The 24,041-nt window shown below is 64.6% G+C and carries 18 protein-coding genes; 7 read left to right on the forward strand and 11 right to left on the reverse strand.

The features are described from left to right. Positions 1-42 precede the first annotated feature (42 nt). A complete protein-coding gene (locus GH266_RS04020; RefSeq protein WP_158192754.1) occupies positions 43-1,029 on the reverse strand; it encodes a Bug family tripartite tricarboxylate transporter substrate binding protein in 987 nt (328 codons plus the stop codon). 79 nt (positions 1,030-1,108) lie between these two features. After that, the gene (locus GH266_RS04025) at positions 1,109-2,830 is read right to left on the reverse strand and encodes a thiamine pyrophosphate-binding protein (protein ID WP_158192755.1); all 1,722 of its coding nucleotides are present in this window, start codon (positions 2,828-2,830) and stop codon (positions 1,109-1,111) included. A 149-nt stretch (positions 2,831-2,979) separates the two neighbouring features. On the opposite strand from GH266_RS04025, the gene GH266_RS04030 reads away from it, so the two are divergent. Then, positions 2,980-3,663 (forward strand): GntR family transcriptional regulator, encoded by a 684-nt coding sequence (locus GH266_RS04030; RefSeq protein ID WP_158192756.1) that lies wholly within the window; start codon positions 2,980-2,982, stop codon positions 3,661-3,663. A gap of 42 nt (positions 3,664-3,705) precedes the next feature. Here the strand turns inward: GH266_RS04030 and GH266_RS04035 are convergent, their stop codons facing one another. From GH266_RS04035 to GH266_RS04070, 8 genes are all read right to left on the reverse strand, one after another. Next, positions 3,706-4,110 carry a hypothetical protein gene (locus GH266_RS04035; RefSeq protein WP_158192757.1) on the reverse strand — a complete coding sequence of 135 codons (405 nt, stop codon included), beginning with the start codon at positions 4,108-4,110 and terminating at the stop codon, positions 3,706-3,708. A 12-nt stretch (positions 4,111-4,122) separates the two neighbouring features. After that, positions 4,123-5,094, reverse strand: coding sequence for a TIGR02587 family membrane protein (locus tag GH266_RS04040; protein ID WP_244953771.1), 972 nt, complete (start codon positions 5,092-5,094; stop codon positions 4,123-4,125). A gap of 285 nt (positions 5,095-5,379) precedes the next feature. Continuing rightward, positions 5,380-7,074: an alpha/beta hydrolase gene (locus GH266_RS04045; RefSeq protein ID WP_199270437.1), complete on the reverse strand. Its 1,695-nt coding sequence runs from the start codon at positions 7,072-7,074 to the stop codon at positions 5,380-5,382. A 63-nt stretch (positions 7,075-7,137) separates the two neighbouring features. Beyond that, a complete protein-coding gene (locus GH266_RS04050) occupies positions 7,138-7,344 on the reverse strand; it encodes a hypothetical protein (RefSeq protein ID WP_158192758.1) in 207 nt (68 codons plus the stop codon). Between the two features lie 266 nt (positions 7,345-7,610). Beyond that, complete coding sequence (locus GH266_RS04055) at positions 7,611-9,140, reverse strand: hypothetical protein (protein ID WP_158192759.1); 1,530 nt, start codon at positions 9,138-9,140, stop codon at positions 7,611-7,613. Between the two features lie 11 nt (positions 9,141-9,151). Further along, positions 9,152-9,850, reverse strand: coding sequence for an SH3 domain-containing protein (locus GH266_RS04060; protein WP_158192760.1), 699 nt, complete (start codon positions 9,848-9,850; stop codon positions 9,152-9,154). Then, a complete protein-coding gene (locus tag GH266_RS04065; RefSeq protein ID WP_158192761.1) occupies positions 9,847-11,160 on the reverse strand; it encodes an SH3 domain-containing protein in 1,314 nt (437 codons plus the stop codon). The genes GH266_RS04060 and GH266_RS04065 overlap by 4 nt, the downstream gene beginning before the upstream one ends. A gap of 43 nt (positions 11,161-11,203) precedes the next feature. Beyond that, positions 11,204-13,330, reverse strand: a complete 2,127-nt coding sequence (locus GH266_RS04070) for a hypothetical protein (RefSeq protein WP_158192762.1) — start codon at positions 13,328-13,330, stop codon at positions 11,204-11,206. Positions 13,331-13,619: 289 nt separating this feature from the next. Here GH266_RS04070 and GH266_RS04075 point away from each other — a divergent pair, with 289 nt between their 5' ends. The 6 genes from GH266_RS04075 to GH266_RS04100 all read left to right on the forward strand — a co-directional run bounded on the left by GH266_RS04075 (position 13,620) and on the right by GH266_RS04100 (position 22,233). Continuing rightward, positions 13,620-15,443, forward strand: coding sequence for a serine aminopeptidase domain-containing protein (locus GH266_RS04075; RefSeq protein WP_158192763.1), 1,824 nt, complete (start codon positions 13,620-13,622; stop codon positions 15,441-15,443). 60 nt (positions 15,444-15,503) lie between these two features. Beyond that, a complete protein-coding gene (locus GH266_RS04080; RefSeq protein ID WP_158192764.1) occupies positions 15,504-16,787 on the forward strand; it encodes an SLC5/6 family protein in 1,284 nt (427 codons plus the stop codon). Positions 16,788-17,006: 219 nt separating this feature from the next. Then, positions 17,007-17,984, forward strand: a complete 978-nt coding sequence (locus tag GH266_RS04085; RefSeq protein WP_158192765.1) for a hypothetical protein — start codon at positions 17,007-17,009, stop codon at positions 17,982-17,984. Positions 17,985-17,996: 12 nt separating this feature from the next. Beyond that, entirely contained in the window at positions 17,997-18,572 is a 576-nt protein-coding gene (locus tag GH266_RS04090) for a LemA family protein (RefSeq protein WP_158192766.1), read from the forward strand. 188 nt (positions 18,573-18,760) lie between these two features. After that, entirely contained in the window at positions 18,761-19,324 is a 564-nt protein-coding gene (locus GH266_RS04095) for a hypothetical protein (RefSeq protein ID WP_158192767.1), read from the forward strand. Positions 19,325-19,404: 80 nt separating this feature from the next. Next, positions 19,405-22,233, forward strand: a complete 2,829-nt coding sequence (locus tag GH266_RS04100; protein ID WP_199270438.1) for a vWA domain-containing protein — start codon at positions 19,405-19,407, stop codon at positions 22,231-22,233. A 38-nt stretch (positions 22,234-22,271) separates the two neighbouring features. On the opposite strand, the gene guaA is transcribed toward GH266_RS04100, so the two are convergent. Continuing rightward, positions 22,272-23,837, reverse strand: a complete 1,566-nt coding sequence (gene guaA, locus GH266_RS04105; protein ID WP_209001539.1) for a glutamine-hydrolyzing GMP synthase — start codon at positions 23,835-23,837, stop codon at positions 22,272-22,274. Between the last annotated feature and the right edge of the window lie 204 nt (positions 23,838-24,041).

The following is a 24,041-nucleotide window of genomic DNA, read 5'->3' on the forward strand; positions in this document are numbered from 1 at the left end:
ACGCAAATCGGGCGGGGCACCTTAGCCCCGCCCGCATGAGCCTTACTTCTGCAGCAGGCCGTCGGCGATCAGCTGGTCGATCAGCGCGAACGCCTTCTTCTGCGACTGCTCGACATAGGCCGCGGTCTCTTCCGCGTTCATCCACACGGCGCCCATGCCGGTCTCCTTGGCGGTCGCCTGGAACTCCGGCATCTCGAAGACGGCGGCAAAGCCTTCCTCGAGGGTCTTGCGCATCGCCGGGTCCACCTCGGCCTGGGTGCCGACCAGGCGGAAGCCGCCCCAGACGACGTCGTAGCCGGCTTCCTTGAAGGTCGGAACGTCGGGGAAGTTCGGGTCACGCTTGTCGGCCATCACGCCGAGCACGCGGGCCTGGCCGCTGTCGATGGCCGCATAGGCGGCGGAGATGCTGATGGACGCAGCCTCGGTCTCGCCCGAGAGCAGGGCCTCGCGCTGTGCGGCCGAGCCGCCCGGATACGGGATGTGCTGCACCTCGATGCCCGCCTGGCTGGCGAAGTCGAGCGCCGGCAGGTGCCAGACGCCGCCGGTGCCGACGTTCGAGATCTTCAGCGTGCCCGGCGCGGCCTTGGCGGCCTCGACGAACTGCTCAAGCGTCTGCCAGGGCGAATCCGCCCGCACGACGATGGCCGTCGGGTGCACGGTGACCGAGCCGAGATAGGCGAGCTGGGCCGTGTCGAAACCCGGAACCAGGTCGTAATACGGCACGGTGATCACGCTGTCCCAGGTCAACGAGCCGATGGTGTAGCCGTCCGGGCGCGACTTCATCAGGCGCAGCGTGCCGACGCCGCTCTGCGCGCCGGTGATGTTCTGCGTGTTGATGCCGACGCCGAGCGACTTCTCGGCAAAGCTCATGAAGGTCCGCATGACGGTGTCGGTGCCACCGCCGGCGCTCCACGGCATGATGTGAATGATGTCCTTGCTGGGATAGTCCTGTGCGCTTGCCGCCGGCACGAACGGCAGGGACAGCGCCGCGGCCATGATCAGGGCCTTGGACAGTTTCGCGAATTTCATGAGCTCATTCCCTCTGGTTTGCTGATGTTGATTGAAAGCCCGGTGAAAAGGTGGATGACAGGCCCTGCCCGCCTGCGGATCAGGCGAAATACGGCAGCTTCCGCTCCTTGGCCGTGCGGACCCAGGCCGGCACGAAGGGGACGATCTTGTCCTGCGAGGGCACCATCATCTCGATGAAGTTGGCGCCCGGATTGGCGATCGCCTCGCTGAGCACCGCCTCGATCTGGTCTTCGCTGGTGATGCGCGCCGTCTTGAAGCCGAAGCCTTCCGCCACCTTGATGTAGTCGACGGCACCGAAGTCGGTGGTCCAGGGCGCATCGACATTGTCGAGCAGGATCGCCTCGCCGCGGATCCAGCCATAGGTGTCGTTGCGGGTCAGGATGACGGTGATGTTCTTGCCGCTGCGGCGGATGGTCTCGAAGTCGCCGAGCACGAAGGCCAGCGACCCGTCGCCGGTGAAGGAGATCACCGGCCCGTCGGAGGCGAAGGCCGCACCGATGCCGGCCGGCACGGAATAGCCGAGCGAGCCCATCGAATAGTTGGTGATGTAGCGGCGCCCCGCCTCGCGCACCGACATCAGCGCCGACGGGTAGATGGCGCTCACTCCCGGCTCGGCGGTGACGATGGCATCGGCCGGCAGGATGCGGTCCAGCACCTGCGTCAGCTTGACCGGCGAGACGGTGCCTTCCGGCATCGGCATGTTGGAGTTGAACACCGCGTCGAGCGCGGTGCGCTTCATCTCCGTGAGATCGATCTTCTCGCGCTTGATGCCCGGATGCTCGGCGCGGATCAGCTCGACCATGTAGTCGAGCGTGGCACGCGCATCGCCCACCATGCCGACCTTCAGCGGGAAGTTGTTGCCCACATGCGCCTCGGCGATGTCGAGATGCAGGAAGGTCTTGGTCTTCGGGTCGCCGTAGAGCTTCCAGTGGTCGGTGCCGCTGGAATCGGTGTTCGAGCCGATGAAGAAGACCGTGTCGGCCTCGCGGACATAGGAGTTGGAATACTCCATGCCGCCGCGCGCACCGATCACCCGCAGCGACAGCGGATGGGTCTCGGGGATCACGCCCTTGGCGGGCGTGGTGGTTCCGACGGGGATCTGCAGCAACTCGGCCAGGTCCAGCACGGCCTGCGTCGCCTTGGAGATGAGCGCGCCCTGTCCGCAGACGATCACCGGCTTCTTTGCGGCCAGCAGCACATCGATTGCGGCACGGATCCGGCTGTGATCGGCGACCGGACGGTGGGCGGGGAAGAACTGGTACTCCGGCTCGGCGTAGAGGTCGGTGATCTCCGCCTCCTCATGGAAGACGTTGATCGGCACGCGGATATGCACCGGCGCCGGACGGCCCGAGGTGGCGACGCGGAAGGCGCGGCGCAGCAGGAAGGGGATCTCCGCCACCTTGGTGAGGACGAAGGACTCCTTGCAGATGCTGGCATAGAGCGCCGTCTGGTCGACGCCGGTCAGGCCGTGCTTCTTGTCCTGGTTGATGGGGATGTCCGAGCTGAAATAGATCACCGGCACCGAGCTGAGATAGGCCTCGGTGATGCCCGGCGTGCAATGGGTGACGCCGGGGCTCGGCGCCTCGAGCACGCAAGGGCGGCCCGTGATCTTGGCATAGGCCTCGGCGGCGAAGGAGGCGGTCCGCTCGTCGCGGGTGAGCACGTATTCGATGTTCGAGTGCTCCTGCCATTCCTTGTACCAACCGATGGTCGTTTCCCCCGGCAGGCCGAAGACATGCCGGACGCCATGCAGCTCCAGCATCTTCAGGATGACCTGAGCGCCATTCATCGTCTGTGTCACGAAAGCCTCTCTCGTCGCCGCGCGCGACCTTGCATTCCATTCTGTATACAGGACGATACACAGAACAAAACACAATTCAATTGTTTTTTCGGGACCGATGGCTAGAGTGATTTGCAGGGACGGCGCGGGAAGTGGAACCCATTGAAAAAATGACAAGAACCGAAGGCAGCGTTGAGCGGACATACCGTGAGCTCAAGGAAATGGCGGCGAATTACCGGTTCAAGCCGGATTCCCGCCTGAACGAGAGCGAGCTGGCCAAGAAGCTCGACACCAGCCGCACGCCGCTGCGCGAGGCGCTCAACCGGCTGGTCGCGGAAGGGTTTCTGACGTTCCGCAGCGGCCAGGGTTTCTTCTGCCGCTCGCTGACCCCTGCCGAGATCATGGACCTCTACGAGGCCCGCGCCGCCATCGAATGCGAGGCGGCCAAGCTCGCGGCCCTGCGCGCCAAGCCCGAGGATGTTGCCGCGCTGGAAACATTCCTCAACGAGTCCCGCGTCGACTATCAGCCCGGCACCTCGCCAGTCGACCTCGTGCGGCTGGACGAGGAGTTCCACACGCGGCTGACCGCCCTCTCCGGCAATGCCGAGATGGTGCGGATGCTGGAGAACATGAACGGCCGCATCCACTACGTCCGCCTGATCGACCTCAAGACCCTGTGCGAGCGCGACGGCCCCGACAGCGTGACCACGGAACCGCACCAGCGGATCCTGGAGGCCGTGAAGCGCGGCGATGCGGACGCCGCGCGGGCCGAAATGGCCGCTCATATCGAGCGGCGCCTGGAATCGATCACAGAGAACGTGCGCAACGCCTTCGCGCAGCTCTACGCGCCCTGAGAGGCTGCCCTCAAGACTGCCTGAGAGGCTACGCCAGGGTAGTCAGGGCTCGGTGAACCCGTCGATGCTCAATTGCAGGTCCGCCGGGGAAATGCCCGCATCGTCGAACAGGAAGGCCCCGCGGCGGGTCGCATGGCCGGGCACATAGTCGAACCGGATCGTCTTGCGGATGCGCTGCCCCGCCGCGCCCATGGTCGCGACCTGGGCGACGACCCCTGCCGCCGTCCGGCCGCCGTCGTTGCGCACGATCACCTCCACGAGGGTGCCGTTACGCATCCGGTCGACCCGGTCGATCGACACCGCGAGATCGGGCGGGGTCGCACCGCCAAACAGCGCCTCATAGGCCAGGAAGGCGATGATGCAGGAAACCAACGCGGCCGAAACGAAGCCCACGACCCATTCGATTGCCGGTCTGTGCCCTGCCTCGCGGCGGTTGCCCTCAGCCATCGCCGATCCTCCTCACAACACCAGCCGCGCCGCGGCCGCCCCCAGGGCCGAGGGAAACGCCAGCACCACCGCCGTCATCACGATGCTGCCCGCTTCCTGGCCGTCGAGACGGGCGAACACCCACAGCAGGAACAGGCTCATGGCCAGCGCGATGACGTAGCCGGGCAAGGTCAGGCGCAGGAACGGGCTCCACCACGGCTCCTCCGGCGACGTCGGTGACCCGCCGGCAAAGCCGACCGCAAAGACGAAGGCGTGCATCAGGCCGATCGACAGAGCGAGCAGGCCGAGCGCATGCCATGCGCTCATCTGATAGGAGATCAGCATCATTTCCTCGGTCGGCGCGACGTTGAGGCCGAGGAACAGCGCACCGATCCCCATCAGGAACAGTTCGCCGCCATAGGGCTCGCGAGCCTCCCTCGGAGACTCGTTCCCCTCCCCGCTGCTGCCGGCAAACTGGCTGCGTGCGAGCAGCGCCCCGATCGACGCCGGAACCATCTGGATGGCGATCTTGCCGGCAAGCACATCGGCGGGCTCGTCCAACCGGACCACCCCGAACAGGACCAGGACCACCAGGCAGACCACCGCCGATATGCCGAGCGCGAGCGCGGCGTCGAGACAATCGTCGCGCCAGTTGCGCGTGCTCTCGATGCCGATCCGGCGCGACAGCAGCACCAGCATCGGCAAGGTCACCAGCACCAGCACGAGCAGCCGCACCGGGTCGAGATAAAGACCGAGATCCCACATCTCCATCGTCATCAGCATCGGCAGCGAAAAGATCAACGCACCGCCGCCCGCCCGTCCGACATCCCGGGCAAGCTGGGCGATCCCGTAGTCATCCCTGCGACGAACCTGCACCGGCGCTCCGCTCCTGCCACCCGGAACCGGCCGAACGACCGGCCGTGATGGCAGGCTAACCCGCAGGAACGCCTCCGGTTCCCGGGCGGCTGCAGCGTGGGCTTCGGAAAGCCCGTTGAGGCGGCCCACGCTTGGCTTGTCTCCCTCCCCTCGCCTAATGGCTGCGAAGGCCGTGGGCGCTCGCCGTCCGACGACTGATCATTTTGGTTGGCCGATCCGATCCTCACATCACAGGGCGCTCACCCTGGCGGAGACGACAAGCTGGGCAGCGTCAGAGCCGTCGCCTTTCAACGGGTAGCCGTGCATGGGCCTGTTCAGGGCGCGGGTGAGGACACGAAAGACGGCTGGCGGATCACTGACAATCGTACCCTGCCGAGTGTGAGAAACCACCACTAGAGAAGCCGCCGGGCAACCCTAACCGCCGCGATACTCGTAGCCATCATCGTGCAAGCTTCTGCCTCTCAAGTGTAGTTTAAGTGCCTCAATGTCTTTAGCACTCCACCCCTTTACTCCAGTCGCTTCCAGCCACGCATTCAAATAATGTTCCGGCGCATAAACGTGTCCGTAGCCCATTGGAACAGTATCCGCTAAAGGCATATCGATGAGCAACTGGAGCATGCTCACAACCGGATACCACCTCAGCGCCGGGGAAACGTCCGGACCGCGCGGGGATTTCATCCAATCAGCTTCTTTATAAAGCAAACTCCGATCAAAAAATGTAATCGCGTCGCTGGCATACTGCAGGTATACAAAGCGTACATTGCCCCATCGTGCTGTATTTCCCTCAGGAGTGCCGTTCTGATTCATGAAACGCACGAACCGTCCATTTTGGAAAACAGGCAACCATTCGGCGGAACCAGCATCACGATTATCCGTAATCGAGCGCCATTTCTCGCTTGGGAAAGGCGCCCCGCTCCAAACGGCTCCGTCGATCGGATCTCCAAGAATATCAAAAAACGTTATCGATCTCTGAGAGTTAAACGCGCCAAGGCTGAGTCCATGAAGATACAATTTTGGGCGTCCGTCCGCGGGCAGTTCTTTCCAGTAATCATAAACGACCCGGAACAAAGCCTGCGCCGACTCCAGCCCATGCTCAGGCTGGAATAATAATGAAAGAGGACTGTTTAAATAGGAGTATTGCAATGCAGCGCTCGCAACATCTCCGTTAAACAAATACTCCAGACCATCTATTGCAGATGGGTCCACCCACCCCGTGCCTGTTGGAGTTATAATAACCAAAGCGGCGCGATCAAAGGCGTTCACGCGGATTAGTTCATCGAGCAGTAGTTTTGCGCGCTCATTTGGTGTGTCGGCAGCCTGCAGCCCAGCATAAAGCCTTATTGGTTCAAGTGCCGGCCTCTGCGTGAACTCGCTTATTTCGGTTGCATTCGGCCCTGAGGCAACAAAGGCTCTGCCAGTTCTTCCTAGTTTGCGCCATTCGAGTTTCGATTCGGGACTTCCAGCGCGCTCGGCAATGAGCGGCTGCGGCCGATCTGGTTCGATCAGGGCGTCCAATTGTTGGAATGAACTATCAAGAACGCGGAATGTATACTCAATAATTATTCCATTTGCGATGAAAAAAGTAATCGTCACGGTTATCGCGATACCAAAGACAATAGATATCCGTCGAGGAAAGTAATTATAAATCTTGCTCGCTATGAAGCGCCCCAGACCTATCAGACCCCGAGCCACAAACAGCAGGACAACAAAGGTCAAAATGGCAATCAGGCTAACGCTAAAAGGATAGCCGGTATCGACCGAAGTCATACCCAACACGCCGCGAACAGAATCTTGCCAGCCCCCTGCATGGTACAAGGCGAGCATCAAAATGAAAAAGCAAACAACCGCTAGTGCCAACGTAATATAGTATGACGCTTTTGCGCTTGCATTAGGCATCTCGAGGTATCGCCACAACGATCGGATAAATACGCCTATTCCATATCCAAAGCTAAAAGCGACGCCCGCAAGAATGCCCTGAACCTCGAAACCACGCGGAATGAGACTGGGTGTTAACGAGGCAGCGAAAAACAAAGATCCAAGTACAAGACCAAACCCACATAGCGAACGTGTTAGCTTGTATAGCAAACCAGTCATGTCAAAATTGTTCAAAATCACATCCTCGGGCTATCCTGAGATGGTACTCACCTGACAGTGCCGCGTTTTGAAGCGGTTTCAGGCGGCTTTGGTTTCATGGTTGATTGAAGCCTGTTTTGAGCTCGCTGTCAGCGGTTCTCTCATCGGTTTCTGCGTTGGCTGCGATGCCCTGCAGAGCAGTCCGTCGATGAGGGCCTGAAGCGGCGTTCGCTCGTTCATGTTGCGGCGCTGATGCGGGCGTTTGGTGTTGTATGTGACGAGCCAGGTGTCGAGCGCCTTCTGCATCTAGGTCGTGAACTCATAATTCTGGCGAGAAACGGTATGCCTGAACCTGATCGGGCACAAGGAGCAAGCCTGCAGGAAACCGTCCGGTTTTCAAGGTCTTGCGACGCTGTTGCCGGCAGGTTCGCCCAGACCCGAAGGGCGTCGGCCTGACTTCGATCTGCGGCGTCGGATCGCTCGGCCGGGGGACCTGCCCCGGCCATCACGCTCCTCCTAGCATATCATTGCCGGGCCAGACGCCGTTTCCCGCACAATTATGAGTCCACGACCTAGTCGATGGTCCCCGCACCCTCCGGAGCGATGCCGCTCCCGTTCGTTTGCGTGCCCTCGGTTTCCGGCGCCGCCCCGGCGGAGCCGGCCGCATCCGGCGATGCGGTTCGCTCGAATGCCGCAACGAACATGTTCTGCGGCACGCTGCCAAGCATGAAGATATCGAGGAGGCCGCGGAACCCGAAGGAACTCAGGAGCAGCGCCCGATCGCCGGAAATCAGGAACAGAAGCTCGCCATCCTCACCTCCAGACCTGTGGCGAGAATAAAGCCAATCGTCGGGCGAGCCGATCCACTCGTCCAACGACCCGCCGCCCGTTGCCGGAATGGTGTTCGCGAGAAACGCCTGCAGGTTCGCCTTGTTCGCCTGCTGTTCGGAGTCGAACGTCCAGCCAGGCTGGGCTGCGGTGAACCTGTTCCCGTTGCTTTCGATCTCGATGGTCGATGGGATAAGGGCCCATCCGTTCGCCGGGTCCTCGGGTCTCCAGACGCGCAGATGCGGAACGCCGTAATGCGGCTGGCCGACCATCCTCCACTCCCCCGCGGGGCCTCGGTTCGCCGTAGCCGCCGATGCAGGACCGGTTTCGCCCTCGCCGGCGGCCTGGCTGCCGGAGGCCGGGGGCACGGGCGTGAGAGGGCCATCGAGCGGCGTCAGAGCGAACACGGGAGAGAACGTGGCGCCATCCAGGTTTTCAATCCGCGCGACGATGGCGATGCCGTCGAACGGAAGCATCCTGATGCGCGCCGTCTGGCCGATCTCGGTATAGTCGGCGGAGGTGGCGGCGGTCCCTTCATAGAGGCTGCCGGTCCCGGAAAGCTGCGCATTCATTCGCATCGCGAACGGATAAAAGGTCTCCGCCACCTTGTGAAAATTGGACAGCATCGGGAAATTGAAAAGCGTGTGGCTGCTGCTTTGCACCGGGATCGCCTGCAGCGTTCCGTTGATGCTTCCCGGCCCATCGGCGGAAATCGCCGCCTCCAGCCTCAAGCTGCCGAAATCGGCCTGCCAGTTGCCTTCGGCCCACTCAGCGGCGGGGCTCGGCTTTTCGTCGGTGCGGGTGACCTCGACGCTCGTCGGAAGCTCGCGGCCGCGCCGCGTGCCGAGATGCTGCAATCGCCCCAGTTCGTTGGCGAAGAAGGCAAGGCGGACCGGGAAATCCTGGCCGAGCCAGTCGGAGCGGAAGGCGCCTTCGTAGAGGGCGACGAACTGACCCGGCTCGGAGGCCAGGCTCAGTTCGCCCTCGATGGCGAAGGGCCCATCCTTGTCCACCTTCTCGCAGATCCGTTCGACCAGCACCGGCATGTTCTGCGGACAGATGACCTGTCCTCCGACCGGACCATGCACAAGGCCGATCACCGGATAGGAGGAGCCGGACGATGGTTCGACATAGAAATCGATGACGAACCCGTAGCCATCGGCAACCCATCGGCCGACGGGAGACTTCTCCGACTGTGCCTGTGCGGTTGCGCCCGGCAGCAAGACGGAAAACACGCATGCCAGGAGGAAAAGGGCACGACCTACCTTGTTCATCGTCTCACTCCTCATCTTGCACGCAGGTACTGACTTGAAACCCAGCCCATTGCCCCGGAAGGGCCTGCGCTCCTGTCGGCAACGAAACACCAGCCGTCCTGGCAGCGGCCGTAGCCGGCCAGCCCGCATCGATCGGCATCGAGCGTGCCGACCACTCCGAACTGCGTTCCCGGACCGGCACGCATGTTGAGCGTGCTCGAAATGCCGCTCACGCAGAACGGACCGAGGCCTGCGACCGGCCTTGCCGGGGCGGCCGGTTGGTTGGCTGCCGGCCCGGATGGCCTGGCGCCACCCCGCGCAGGGCCGAGATAGGAAAAGACCAGGTTGGCGTTCGGGCCTTCATGGACGTTGTTGACGATCCGGCAGCCGGAAGGTGCCAGAACGGGCGCGGCGCCCGAGAGCGCCAGATCGCCGGCCGGGCGGTAGTCGCCATAGACGAAATAGTCGATGTCGCAGCCGGGTCGGAAGATCCGGCTCATGCCCTCGAGATAGGAATCGGCGTTCAACTGGCCTTCGAAGAGCACAGTGCCCGGACGAACGCCCTGGGACACCAATCCCGGTCGCGGCGTTTCGTAGACGATGCGGACGGTGTTGCGGTCCTGGCTGATGAGCATGATCGAGCCATTGTGCTCGTAGCGACCCTCCGCATGAGCGGGCACGATGCCCAGCATCAACGCCCCTGCTGCAAGTCCCGGCAGACAGCGGATCATGACCGGTCTCCTTCCAGGATGGGATCGAGATAGGTGCCCGGCACATGCCCGCGCATGCCGCTCCACTCGACCTCGCACCAGGCCGTGGCCAGCAGGTCGCGCTTGCCGGCGCGGTCGGCCTTTTCGAACGTCATCGTGTCGATCTCCGGCGTGCAGCCGAGAACGAGGATCTCGCTGGCATCGCCCCCCATGGCACCGACCGCCTGTCCGTCCCGCGATGGCCGGTCGCGCAGACTTAGCCGGCGTCCCTCGGGTACGTTGCGCAACCGATAGGCCGGCCCCCAGACCCCGATTCCCGGCATGTCGCCTTCCGCCTCGGCGTCGGCGCCGGCGTCGGCGTCAAAGCCGTCGTCGCGGCGCAGCCGCACCAGGCTGACATGCCTGTCCTCCACGAGAGTGCCTTCGACGATGCCGTCCTGCCGCGGAAACCCGAGCAACAGGATGCCTTCGCGTCGTTCGCCCGACCCGTCCGCGTGGAAGGTAATGTCGAGGCTGAAGCCGCCGCCAAGTGCGGCGCGGGGCGCTACGGCGACGTTGGTCAGCGGCCCGAAGCCGGCGGAATCGACCTGCCCGCCGCCGGACAACTGCCAGGACTGTCCACCGAGATAGAGCTCGCCCATGGAGCGGCCGTCGTCGAGGCTCTCCACGCGCCAGCGCGTGGAACCGCCCGGAGCGGCCGGCGGGGGCGCGGCTTGCTGGCGGGATGCCGGAAGCAAGCCGGAGGGAGCCCTGGCAAGTGCCGGATAGCGGGCCAAAAAGGCCGGATCGACCAGGGGACCGGAAAACCGGGCCGGCTGGCGCCGGAGCGCGTCGAGGCGTCCCTCGTCGCACATCGAGGATTGGCAGGAATGCGCCCGGCGGGTCATCGCGATGTCCATGTCCACCCCGCGGTCGGGATGCAGCATGAAGAGCCGGTAGCGGCCCGCTTCCGCGGTGATCTCTGCGATCCGGACGGCATCGTCCCCGGGGATCGTGAAGGCGACCGTCGCCGTGGTCGGCGTGAAGCGCACTCCCCTGACCTCCCCCGATATCAGAGGCTGGTCGGTTCGCGCCCACAGATCCATGCAGAACTCCCGGCGCATGGCGGTGGTGCGGCAGGGTGCGGCCTCCGACAGGAACATCACGACGCTCGCCATGCCGGCGGTGCCGCCGGCAAGCTGGTCCAGTTCGATGGTGATGCTCTGCTCGCCGACCGGAAGGTCGGCTTCGAACCCGCCATACCAGGGCCCCATCTCCTGAGCGCCGGCCAAGGGCAATGATGCGAGAAGAAGCGCGGCGGCGAGTGCCGGAAGGGCAAGCCTGGATGTCATCGTCTGGGCCTCGCTGGATTGGTTGCCGGAACGTGGGGCACGGTCATCGAACCAGGTCGATCACGGTTCGAAACGCCGTTTGCTGACGGCTGCTGGCGAAGCCGAGGAGCAGACTGCGCTGGAGGCACGAGATGTCATCCGGGTCCGTGCCAGCGGCCGAATTCTCGAACTTGCTCGCCAGGGCACCCTTGAGAGGGAGTTCGATGCGATTTTCGCCCATTTTTTCGTCGCGGCGGGGATCGCGGTGGCGCCAGACCTCCCCTTCCAGATTGACGATGATCTCCCGATCCGGATCGGAGAACAGACCCTCGGGCACATCAATCGTGATTGCCCTGCGTCGAGCCTCCAGGGGCGAGCCGGCAGTCAAGGGGCACGCGGCGCGTTCTTCGCGCGCGGCATATTCCGGCGGCGTCACCACAAACACGCTGTCGCGGTCGCCGGTCACGGCGACGCGGTAGTCCTGCGGGGCGTCCCAGATATCGACCCATCGCGGCGTTTCGGCAGCGCGGCTGTAGGTGTCGGCACCGGTGCGAAACTGAACCAGCGCCCTGAGCGAGCCGTACAAGCGCGCCGTCCGCTCGCCGCCGACGAACCCGGTACCGGCATCGTAGAGCAGCGTGTCGGGCGTGATGACGATCTGCTTCGGCTCCGGCGCAAGACAGCCGGCCGCGCAGATGTCGGCGCCCTCCGTCCACCAGGCCGCCAGCGCTGCCTCGATCCCGGCATCGGGTCGCACGCCGCGAAAGAGAGCGGGAATGTTGGCGGATGACCGGATCAGACGGCGCAAATTGGCCCGTGCCGAGGTCACGCTGCCCGTCAGCGGCTCCAGGACGGTGTTGCCGTCGACCCGACCCTCGATCCGCCCCCCCGGCATCCCGGCCTGTCTGCGCAAGGACGGTGCGCGATAGGCGAGCGCCCAGGAGCCGGTGAACTGGCGGCTTGACGGATGGCCTGCCAGGCGCAGCGTGCCCCACGAACCGCTCGGATTGAGCCCGGTGTCGTCCAGCGTCATCCAGATGCCGCGAAACTCGCCGGCCGAGAACATGCGGCCCAGAACGACGGCCGAGCCGGGCGCATAGGCATTGATGTTTCCGTAGACCATACCGTCTGCGTCGGGCGCCGACATGCGCATGATCGCGCCATGGCCCATCGGCCCGATCCGGCTGCCCGACATCGTCAGGCGCCATTCGCCGATGCCGTAACCCTGGTCTGCCGTGCCGGGCGCGGGCAGATCGTCGAAGGCAAGCCAGGCCGAGACCTCCGCGGGAGGCCGGCCGCTCCAATCGGAAGGCATGAAGACGGTGGCTGCATCGGGAGCCGGCGGCGGAACGTCCGAGCCTTGCTTGTAGCCGTACCAGATGGCGTCGTTCTGTTTGGTCGCTTCGATCGTCCGGCCTTGCTTTCCGGAAAACGACAGATTGTCGCCGCCCATCGACACCTCGAAATAGGTGATCGAGGAGGGTATCAGCGGATCGGGCGAGACCACGCTGGTCGCCTCGTATCCGCGCAGGACGCGCCCGCTCGGCGACAGCCGGGCTTCGATCCGCCCGGTAGAGCCGATGAGGCTGCGTGTCCCGAAAACACGGGAGCCTTCCTTGTAGAGGATCAGGGCGCCGTCGGCGTCCCAACGACCTTCCCACATGGACACAGGCCGCGCATCGGCAGGCTGGACCTCGTCCTGCGAGGACGGATCGAGCACCCCGGCATCCGGCGTCTCGCTGCCGAAATCCAGCCAGGCGATGATCGCAGGATTGGGCGCCGGGCCGAGGCTGGAGGGATAGTTCGTGCCCCGAGCGCGGGCGCTGCGGAGGATCGGTTCGGCTGAAGAGCGGCGCTCGCCGTAATGGAGCGGACCTGCCCACACATTGGCTGCAGGTTCCGGAAAGGCGCTCAGGCTGAGCGGCCCGACAAACACGTCGGTCCCGTGCAGGCGCATCTCGGTGAAGCCCCGGCGGCCGTCGCCAAACTGGAAGGCGGCGCGCATGGACCGGCCGTCGCCGCTCACGCGGCCTTCGAAAAACCCGCCGGCGCCGATCTCGCCGAAAACGCGCCCGTCGTTCTCGACGATGCGCCACTCCTCGCCGGAGGTGCTCCATGTGCCCTGCCAGTTCGCAAGTGCCGGGGCCGCCTGGCCGAGTGTGGCCGCAAGCACCACCAGTATCGCCAGCAAGGACCGGCCGGTTCTGGCATGCAGTCTCCGAATGGACCCCATCGCAAAGCGCTCCTGTAACCGTCTCTCAGCACACCTGAACCCGCATCGGGATCGGTGGCGTCACCCAAATGAGTGAGACGGCTGCAGTCGGGGCGCTCCGTTCGGGCCCGCAGCGGAAGAGGAGCCTTGCAGAGGATCGGGCGATGTCCCGGCCCGCTGGCGGTCCGGACAAAGGTTAACGAATTCATCGCCTGTTCATTTTCGCATCGGCCTATAATGACCCAGACGGCTGCGAGGGGTTGGGTTCATGCTCGATGTGGAGGCTCGGACACGATACGTGCTCGGCGATGGAGGAGCCCTGCTGCTGCATCGCCACTGGCGCGGCGAGCGTCGTGCTCCGAGCGTTTTCGTCGGACACAGCCAGCCCACCCATTCAGGCAATGTGACGGATATCGCCGCGGCGCTGGCACGCAGCGGATTCGACGTGCATGCCGGCGACCTGAGAGGCCATGGCGGCTCGGTCTCCGCGCGTCAGCCGCTGGGACATCTCGACCGGCACTCGGGATGGCAGCAATTGATCAGCGACATGCAGACGCTGACCGAGATCGCCTTCGAAGACGTGCCCTGGGAAGACCGGATGATGGTCGTTCCGAACATTTCGGCGTTGCTGACGCTGGAGCTCTTGAAGATCCAGCCGGATCTTTGCCGCAACATCGTCTTGATCTCCCCGCCGCCCAACCAGAAGACTTTGTGGATGCTCGCCAACGCGTTCGTCAAGGCGCGCATGCTGATCTGCGATCCGGCAAAGCCCGATGAGCACACGCTCTACCACCTCTACAGCTTTCTCGGCGCGCACCTGAACGAGAAGAACCACCTTGCCGATGTGATGACACCGGACCGCACCATCATCGATGCACTGGTTGCAGATGACGCGGCATGGCCGACGCCGACGCTCGCCTACTGGACGTCGATCTTCGGCGGCTTTCAGAATGCCTGGCAATGGCCGAGAGGCGCAAAGGTCAAGCCGGGAACGCGGATACTCCTGATGTATGGCGGCGAGGATCCGATGATGGGGCTCGGCAGCTTCATCGATCCGATGAAGGCATGGTTCGGCGCACGCGGGCTCGACGACGTCAGCGCCTATCGGGTGGAAGGCGCGCGCAGCGCTCTCTTTCTCGACGAGAAGCGTCTTTCGGTCTCGCAGGCGATCCTGTCCTGGCACAGGGATGGGAAGCTTGCCGAACAGGAGGCGGAACCGACCGCCACTTCGATCGAGAACCTTTCCTCGCGCATCGTGCGCATGTTTGCCGACGACACCGCCATCGGCAACGAGCTCAATCCGGAAGACCTGGTCGAGCTCTGCTATACGGCCATCGACGACGAAGGACGGCTCACCGAAATCATGTACCGGCTCGCGCTTGCGATCTCGCGCGACGATCGGCTGGATGCGGCGCAGGTCGAGCAACTGGTGAGCACCTTGATGCCGCACTGGGACCGCTCGTACAAGATCAACCGCCAGATCCTCGACAACGCGGCCATCGGCGTCGTTCTTCAGAGCGTCATAGAGCGGTTCGAAATCGGCGTGGCGATGCTGAGCGATACGGGCCGCCCTGTCTTCTTCAACGGCTCTTATCGCAAGGCGCTGCAGCGCTGCGCTTCCGACGTCGCGCTTCCCTGCGATGAAAGCGTCGCCAAGGCGACGGAGAACCTCCTCCGGCGCGCCGGCATCGGCGCGAGCGCGCAGGCGACGATCAACGAGGCCGTAATCGTTGTCGAAAACGATCCGGTCGGATTCTACTTCCGTCCGCCGGTCCTGCGCCAGACAGGGTTGCTGCGCGAGGGGCCGTCGACCATCCTGGTGCTGCGCAACCCGAGCGACCGTACCGGCTCGACGGCCGACAATCGCCTCGCCCTGATGCAGCTTGCCTACGGTCTGACGCAGCAGGAAGCGAATGTGGCGCTCAAGATTGCGGCCGGACTGTCGCCCGAACAGACCGCCGCGGAACTCGGCGTTTCGATCCACACCGTCCGCACGCATCTGAAACGCAATTACGAGAAGATGGGGGTGCAAGGCCAGACGGCTCTGGTCTCGCGCATCATGTCCGGGCCCATCGGGTGGTTGGGCGCGTGATCGTCGCGATCAGGCCTTCGGAGCCGGGCACGCCGCTTGACGTGACGCGGGAGCTGCACCTTGTTTGAATCCGCGACGCTGCTCCTCGTCCTCTTGACGCCGCTGGCCATCGCGATCCTGCGTTCGCGGCGAACCACCGTCGCGGACTTTGTTCTCAACTCCAACAGAAGTTCGCTGCTCCAGACCATCGCCAGCATCGTCGGCGGCAATGTCGGCATCGGCACCTTCATCGCCATCTTCCTGTTTTCCAACGCCAGTCCGCTGATCGGCATTTCCCTGGCGGTGACTTACACGGCCGGGCTCCTGCTGTGCGCCCTGGTCGCGCCCCGGGTGCACCGGGCCTCGCGCGACAACGACGCATTCGGCCTTGTGGATTTCATCGCCTCGGCGCACGGCATCGGCAATCCGGCATTGATCTGGCTTCCTGTCGCAGTGGTCTTCATGCTGCGCACCGTGGTTCAGGTCATGGCCCTGGCGGCAATCGTCGGCGCGGTCTTCCAGCTGCCCTTCGTGCAGGCGCTCGGTCTGTCGGCTCTGCTGGCATCGACCTATGTCGTCGTGGGGGGATACAAGGCGGCGACGGAGACCGACATCTTCCAGGTCGCCATCATCGTCACTGTGATGGTGCTCGCGCTCTTCGGACTGACGTTCGAATTCGACCGGGAGCGCGACTATCTCGACCTCGGCCCCTACAAGCCGATCCTGCTCCTCGGCATCTTTCTCTTCATTCCCTTGAGCCCGATCCTTGCCGTCGACAACTGGCAGCGCATCGCCACCGCGCCGTCGCCTCTCGTCGCCAGGCGCGCCTACATGATCGCGGCACTCATCTGTGGGGCGATCTACACGATCATCGTGATGGTGGCGCTGCAGACAGGCCCGGCAACGGATGTCCTGGAGCGGTTTCGAAACCTGATGCCCGGCGGCCAGAGATGGTTGGCGGATGCCATGTTCGCCGCCTGCATCATGTCGTCGATCGATACCTTCGTGATGCCGCTCGTCACGACATTCGCCCGGAAAGGCCTTTCCCTGCGCTCCCTCAGGGCCCTGGTTGCGGGGCTCTTCCTGGTCGTCGCCACCGTCGCGCTGGCGATCGGCGACATCCTCTCCGGCATCATCGCCGCCTTCAACAGCCTCACCGTGTTCCTGCCTGCCGTGCTCGGAGCCCTTCTGCTCCGCAAGCCATCGCCTCGCGCGGCCGTCTCCTCGCTCTGTCTGGGCGTCGTGAGCACGCTGCTTCTTTCCACCGTCGACATCAATTCCGCGGCGCTGGCCGGGTTTCTGCTGAGCGCTGCGACCTACGGCCTGGTCCATTGGGTCGACCGGCGCCGCGCCTCACTCATTTGAGTGACGTCTGGCGGAAAGAACCCTGATTGACTGGCTCCATGGTCGGAAACCTCGATCAGGGATCTACGCATGGGCTCTCCAGCACTCCCGGCAAATGGCAGGGGCATCCATTCCGGAGCCCGGGGTTCCGGCGCGGCTGCGCCCTGCCCCGCCCTGCGCCGTCGTGCGAGGCAGCCGCGGCGACGCGGCCGAGCGAGTTGAAGACAAGGACACATCGACATGCCCGGGGAAATTCCGCAGGTCTGGGACCCCTTCGTCGGCACGCGCGACGCCGAAGTTCAGCGCATCACACCGCCGACAGGCGGCCTGAACATCCCGGCCTGGGTCGGGCAGGCATTTCTGCTGCTTGCTCTCGCCGCGGTTGTCGGCATCGTGATCTCGATCTTCTGGCGGGATGCGGCATGGGTGGCCGTTCCGGCCCTGGTCGTATCCATCGCCGGGGTGATTTCGGTCGACTATCTGGGCAAGGCGAAGGGCAAGCGCGATTGGCGCTTCTTCCGCATCGCCGAGGAAAACGACTGGTCGTTTCGGCTGATCGCCCCCGAAAGCCGGCGCAAGGTCAACGGCCGCACCGTCATCACGGTCGACCCGCTGGCCAGGCAGGCCTATGAGCGCATCGGCGCCCTGTGCCGGCCGCGCACCGGCCAACTCATCCCCTTGAAGTTCCAGGCGATGTACTGGGGCCGCACGCCCGACGAGATCCCGTTCTGGCTTGGCCTGCAGGAATACGAGGTCGATGCGTCGATGGCCGTCGAAGCGCTCAAGAAGGACGGTTTCAACAATCGCTCTGCACGGGGCAAGCTGTACAACATGGTCGTGAGCTATCGGCTCGACCGCGACACGGGCATCACCGCAAGCCTGCTGGCAGAAGCCTTCGACCGCGACGGCTGGCGCGACGTGAAGACCGAGTCCGCCGAGTTCAACGCCCGCTTCAAGATCGCGGTCGAGCCGGCGCCCGGATCTCGGACCGACGCGCAGATGGCGCTGCTGCGGGCCCTGACCCCCGCCACCCAGGCCACGTTGATCGCCCTGGACGACCGCTACCGGCTTCAAATGATGATCGACGGCGACACCATCCACCTCAGTGGAACCGACCGCATCATGAGCGAAGACGAAGCAGTCATCGCGGCGCACGTCAATGAACTCGTCAACGGTTTTGCTGCGGCTGCCGTTTCGTTCAAGCGCTTTGTCGAATAGCCGAGGCCTACGATGTTTGAACTCCTGCTCATTCTTGCCGTTGCGGCAATCCTGATCGGCTATATCGCTGTTTTCAACGGACTTGGGCGTGCGGTCACGCAGGTCGTCCAGGGCTGGGCGGGCGTCGAGGTGCAACTCAAGCGCCGCCACGACCTGGTTCCCGGACTGGTGTCTGCGGTGCGGGCGGCGCAAAAGCACGAGGTCGACGTTTTCGACCGGCTGCTTTCGGCGAGGGCGCAAGCCATGGCGGCCATCGCGAGTGCCGACAGGCAACAGATCGCGACCGCGGAAGCGGCCCTGGGCAGATCGCTCGGCAATCTCGTTGCCTACGCGGAGGACAATCCCGAGGTGACGGCGACGGCGAACCTGCAGACGCTTCAGCGGCAACTGGAGGAAACCGAGGACCAGATCGCCGCCGCGCGGCGCCTCTACAATGGCAACGTCCAGAACCTGAACGCTCGCATCGTAACGTTTCCGGGCAATCTCGTTGCCTCCATTCATGGCTTCCGGCCGGCGCAACCCTTCGAGATGACCGGGCAGGAGAAGGCGGTGACCTATGAAGCGCCCATTCTCAAGCTCGACACGTAGCCGGCCCGGACTGCTCCGTTCGTGCCGCCCGGCGGGATCGTCTCGACAGACGCAGCTCCTTCGAGGCGCGAGCCGTGTGCCCGAGTGAATTGGAAGGCCGCTCGATGACCGCCCGTCACTCATTTGGGTGACTGAGCCTCGGCGCCCGCGCGCTAGCCTTCGGTGACTGAAGCATCCGGAGGCCTGACATGCACCGACTTCTGCCCATCCTGGTTGCGGCTCTCGCGTCGGCTTCGGCGACGGTGGCCCTGTCTTCCGAAGACGAAGCGAACCTCACAGACGCCCTGGCTCGGGATCCCGGGCTGAGCTTTGCCGCCTTGTTGCCCACCGCTATCGACGAGGCATCGGAAGATGCGTTCCGCAAGCGCCCGACCATGGTGGTGAACGCGGACGGGGAACCGTTCCAGGTGTCTTTCGACATGTCCATGCCGGACTATCCGAATGTCACCATGACCCTCGCCATCAGCGAGGATGCGAGCTTTCTGAGGCTGATAGAGCGGATCTTTTCCATGGCGTCTGCCGGCGTCGTGCCCGGCGGCAACGCCGACACCGATTTCCCGGACGGTTTCGACTGTGTCGGCGATGTTCGCAGCCTCCTGATCTCGTGCCGCATGGGCACGGCCGGCATCCAGTTCTCGGCCAGCGATTACGCCGGCGGCAACTCGATCGACTATGAGGCGACCAAGTCTCTTTTCGCGACATTGCCCATGGAAACCTACCGCCGCCTGTTCGGCCCCGCACAGGAAGAGTGACCCCAAGGCGGGCAGGACAGGCACGCCGCCCTGCCCCGTCGCACCCGTTCCCGGCCCCCCGTTCGAAAGCGCCAGAACCGATGACCGCCTCCCTGAAACGCATCTTCTCTCTGCTGACCGGCCTTTCGGCGGCCGCCCTTGCCATGCCGCCCGCCGCTGCGCAATCGCCGACCGCCGACACCATCATCGTGTTGGACGGCTCGGGCTCGATGTGGGGGCAGATCGACGGCAGGACGAAGATCGAGATTGCCCGCGAGACCCTGTCGGGCGTGCTGCTCGACGTTCCGGCCTCGATGAACATCGGAATGATGGTGTATGGGCACCGCGTGCGCGGCCGGTGCTCGGATATCGAGGAGGTCGTGCCGGTCGGCCCCGCCGGGCAGACGGTGCCGCGGATGATCGATGCGGCTGCCGCCGTCAATCCGCGAGGCATGACGCCGCTTTCGGCGGCCGTCCGCCAGGCCGCGCAGACCATGCGGCATACCGAGCGGGCGGCGACGGTCGTGCTTGTGACCGACGGTATCGAAACCTGCGACGCGGACCCTTGTGCGCTCGGCCGCGAGCTGGAGGCGGCCGGGATCGATTTCACGGCTCATGTCGTCGGGTTCGGGCTTTCCGGTGACGAGGGCCGACAGGTCGCCTGCCTTGCCGAGAACACCGGAGGCCTCTACCTCGCCGCCGACGATGCCGAGGGCTTGAACGCTGCCCTGCGCCAGACGGTTGCGGTGGACGAGCGCGACTTCGTCGACGATGTCGCCCAGATCGAGCCGGCAGACAGCGATTTCGTCGACGAGGACCCCGCCGCCTCGCCGCGCCGCGTCGAGTTCATTCTTCGCGACACCGACGGGGGACCGCAGCTGACGATCCGGAACGTCCAGATGACCGTCGAGGCCGCTGGCGAAGGATCGTTCGAGGATTTCGAGCTCTACTACGAGGACCGCCCGTTCACCGCGGCCGGAACCTTCGTTCCGGGACGCTACATCGCCTATGTGACGCGAGAGGAATCGCGCAAAAACCAGATCCGCACACGCCTCGAATTCGAGGTCGAGCCGGGAGACGGCACCCAGACGATCGAGCGCACCATTGCCGCCCGGCTGCGCGTGAACACCTTCATCAACGCCGCCGAGCCCCTGGCGCCGGGGGAAACGGTTCGAAGCGGCGTCGCGGGATCGGGCGGCGCCTATTACTGGGCCTATCCGGTCGTCGATGGCGCGGTCGACGAGGCCAATGTCATCACCGACACGTCCGCCTCCTTCGACCGCACCCTCCCGCCGGGCACCTATCTGCTGCGCGGAACCTTTGCCCGCACGATCACCCGCGAGAAACTCGTCACCGTGAACGCGGGCGGGACCACGGAGCTCGATTTCGATTTCGGCCTCACCCGGGTCTATTTCGACGTCCGCGACGCCCAAGGCTTTCCCGCGGCCCGTCAGACGACATTCCTGACGGACCAGCCGACCGGGACGAGCCGCTCCATCTACTTCGCCAGCGGCTCCAGCTTCAGTTCCTCGGGCGATCCGGGGCCGTTCTTCCTTCCCAGGGGACTGTGGCGGGTCAATACGGGCGCGGAGGGCGGCGGCGCACGGCGGGCCGAGGTCATGGTGCGGGTGGACGGCAATGGCGGCGAACAGCGCCTGCGTCTCAGCGAAGGCCAGCGCCTGAGCGAACAGGACATCGCGGCAATGTCCGGCCCGGAACGCGGCCCAGGCTGCATCGCAAGACGCGGCACCAGCAATGCCGCCAATGCCTGCCTCGTCGAAGAGGCGGACCTTTCGGGCGGCAGCGCTTCGCAGTCCGAAACGGTCGACGAGGCGGCCACCGACGGGCCGGCAGATCCGAATGAGGGCAACGATCCGCAGCCCGGCCAGTCTGACGAGGCCGCGCCGTCGGACGGGGCGGCACTGCCTCCCGGCATCTACGGTGTCCTGCCGGGAGCCGACCACGCCTCGCTCGACAGCCAGCAGATCGCCAGGGCCGTCAACGCCTGCATGTTGCGCCCCTACATCGCCTATCCCGACGGACTCCTCGTCGCGAAGACATTCGAGGCAGAGCTGGCGAACGCCGGCCGGTCACCGTATCGCATCGCCAATCACGCCTTCTGCACCCGCGGCGCGAACACGCTGCGCTGCGATGTGCGCGCCGGCGATATCGGCACAGGCGGGACCGGGAACCAGATCGTCGCGGCAATCTCGATATCGGACGAAGGCCATATCAACCTGGCGCCCGTGGATGGCAGCACCGGCTCGCTGTTCTATGCCTGCGTGCGTCCGGGCGGCGAAATCGATGTCGCCGAGACGCTTCCCGACGGTCGCCGGGCGATCGACCACATCATGGCGCGAAGCGACGGCGGCCCGGAACTTTCCTATGCGGACGATGGCACCTATCGGGGACCCGCAGAGCCCGGAGCGCCGGCAGGCGCACCCGAGCCCGGCGGCGATTTCTCCGCCGTTGCCGGTCTCTACGGGTTCCTGAAACCGGATCAGGGCTACCCGCTGGCCGGCGACGCGTTGCTGGACAGATGCTATCTCGACGGCCTGGCCCTGTTTCCCGACGGACTGGCGCAGAACTTCAGGCCGAATTTCGGCACCCAGCCGCCCGCCGGAACCATCGATGCCGTCGAGCCGATCATGCACATGTACTGCCGGGGCACGGCAGACAGCGCAAAGTGCGATGCCCATCAGGGCGGCTATCCAGGCGCCGGAGGGAAACCGCAGCTCATCGAGATGACGACGGCGGCAGCCGATGCGCTCCGGCTGTGCCAGCCGGGCGAGCCGCCCGACCGCTGCAGGATTGCGCAGAAATGCGAAAACCCTCGTCAGGCTTTCGCCGGGGACCTTCCCGCGCCGGATGGCTCACCCTGGTTCGAACGCGTCCTGAACCGCAACGACGACGGCCCGGGGCTGCAGTAAAACTGCCATGCACTATGCCGAACGGAGATGGGTCTGAATCATTCCCACTCGATGGTGCCGGGGGGCTTGGAGGTGATGTCGTAGGTGACCCGGTTGATGCCTTCGACCTCGTTGATGATCCGCGTCGCGGTCTCGCCGAGGAACTCGTGGGTGAAGGGGTAATAGTCCGCCGTCATGCCGTCGACCGAGGTCACCGCGCGCAGCGCGCAGGCATAGTCGTAGGTCCGCCCGTCGCCCATCACGCCGACGGTGCGCACCGGCAGGATCGCCACGAAGGCCTGCCAGATCTCGTCGTAGAGGCCATGGCGGCGGATCTGGTCGATATAGACCGCATCGGCCTTGCGCAGGATGTCGAGCTTCGCCCGCGTGATCTCGCCCGGGCAGCGGATCGCAAGGCCGGGCCCGGGGAACGGATGGCGGCCGATGAAGCTGCCCGGAAGACCGAGCTCGCGCCCGAGCGCCCTCACCTCGTCCTTGAACAGCTCGCGCAAGGGCTCGACCAGCTTCAGCCCCATCTTCTCCGGCAGGCCGCCGACATTGTGGTGGCTCTTGATCGTCACCGAGGGGCCGCCCGAGAAGGACACGCTCTCGATCACGTCCGGATAGAGCGTTCCCTGCGCCAGGAATTCGGCGCCGTCGATGCTGTTCGCATGCTTCTGGAAGACGTCGATGAAGAGCTTGCCGATGGTCTTGCGCTTCACTTCCGGGTCGCTGACGCCCTCCAGCGCCGACAGGAACAGCTCCTGCTCGTCGGCATGGATCAGGCGGATGTTGTAGTGGTCGCGGAACATGGTTACGACCTCCTCCGCCTCACCGAGGCGCAGCAGGCCATGATCGACAAAGACGCAGGTGAGCTGGTCGCCGATCGCCTCGTGGATCAAAACCGCCGCGACCGAACTGTCGACGCCGCCGGACAGGCCGCAGATGACTTTCTTGTCGCCCACCTGCTCGCGGATCTTGCGGATCGCCTCCTCGCGATAGGCGCCCATCGTCCAGTCGCCGGTAAAGCCCGCCAGCTTGACGAAGTTCTCGTAAAGCCGCTTGCCGTTCGGCGTGTGGTGCACTTCCGGGTGGAACTGCACGGCGAAGAACCGGCGCTGCGGGTCGGCGGTGATGGCGAAGGGCGCATTGGGCGAGGTGCCGAACACCTCGAAGCCCGGGGCCAGTCGGCTGACATGATCGCCATGGCTCATCCAGACCTGCTCGCGTCCGCCGTCGAACCAGCCGTCGAGGAAGGGCAGTCGCTGCTCGGTCGGCGTGACATAGGCCCGGCCGAATTCCGCCGTGCCGCCGCCGCCGGAGATCTTGCCGCCTTCGACCTGGCCGCCGAGATCCTGCATCATCACCTGCTGGCCGTAGCAGATGCCGAGGATCGGCACGCCGAGCTCGTAGACGGAGGCCGGCGGGCGGGGCGATCCCTGGCGGGTCACCGAGTCCGGGCCGCCGGAGAAGATCACCGCCTTCGGCCGGAACTCGGCCAGAAAGTCGTCGGTGACGTTCTGGAAGGGATGGATCTCGCAATAGACGTTCAGCTCGCGCAGACGCCGCGCGATGAGCTGGGTTACCTGCGAGCCGAAATCGATGATGAGGAGCTGGTCGGTCATGGGCAGCTAATAGCCAAAGCGCCGCAGGTTTTGAACAGGAATCTTGCGCCGTCAGCCCTGCGTTTGCCGCAATGCCGCAATCTTGCCGGACGGCTGCGGATAACTGCGGGAACGGACGCAGGAACTTTGACCATCAGGACGAAGCACCCTACGCTCCCGCAATGACCTGCTATGCAGACCGCGCGGCCGAATCGCCGCTGTCGG

Source organism: Stappia indica (assembly GCF_009789575.1).
GTDB classification, from domain to species: domain Bacteria; phylum Pseudomonadota; class Alphaproteobacteria; order Rhizobiales; family Stappiaceae; genus Stappia; species Stappia indica_A.

Coding starts and splice junctions, on each gene's coding strand:
- GH266_RS04020 (WP_158192754.1), bottom strand. CDS start 1,029: ATGAAATTCGCGAAACTGTCCAAGGCCCTGATCATGGCCGCGGCGCTG.
- GH266_RS04030 (WP_158192756.1), top strand. CDS start 2,980: ATGACAAGAACCGAAGGCAGCGTTGAGCGGACATACCGTGAGCTCAAG.
- GH266_RS04035 (WP_158192757.1), bottom strand. CDS start 4,110: ATGGCTGAGGGCAACCGCCGCGAGGCAGGGCACAGACCGGCAATCGAA.
- GH266_RS04050 (WP_158192758.1), bottom strand. CDS start 7,344: ATGCAGAAGGCGCTCGACACCTGGCTCGTCACATACAACACCAAACGC.
- GH266_RS04055 (WP_158192759.1), bottom strand. CDS start 9,140: ATGAACAAGGTAGGTCGTGCCCTTTTCCTCCTGGCATGCGTGTTTTCC.
- GH266_RS04060 (WP_158192760.1), bottom strand. CDS start 9,850: ATGATCCGCTGTCTGCCGGGACTTGCAGCAGGGGCGTTGATGCTGGGC.
- GH266_RS04065 (WP_158192761.1), bottom strand. CDS start 11,160: ATGACATCCAGGCTTGCCCTTCCGGCACTCGCCGCCGCGCTTCTTCTC.
- GH266_RS04075 (WP_158192763.1), top strand. CDS start 13,620: ATGCTCGATGTGGAGGCTCGGACACGATACGTGCTCGGCGATGGAGGA.
- GH266_RS04085 (WP_158192765.1), top strand. CDS start 17,007: ATGCCCGGGGAAATTCCGCAGGTCTGGGACCCCTTCGTCGGCACGCGC.
- GH266_RS04090 (WP_158192766.1), top strand. CDS start 17,997: ATGTTTGAACTCCTGCTCATTCTTGCCGTTGCGGCAATCCTGATCGGC.
- GH266_RS04095 (WP_158192767.1), top strand. CDS start 18,761: ATGCACCGACTTCTGCCCATCCTGGTTGCGGCTCTCGCGTCGGCTTCG.
- GH266_RS04100 (WP_199270438.1), top strand. CDS start 19,405: ATGACCGCCTCCCTGAAACGCATCTTCTCTCTGCTGACCGGCCTTTCG.
- guaA (WP_209001539.1), bottom strand. CDS start 23,837: ATGACCGACCAGCTCCTCATCATCGATTTCGGCTCGCAGGTAACCCAG.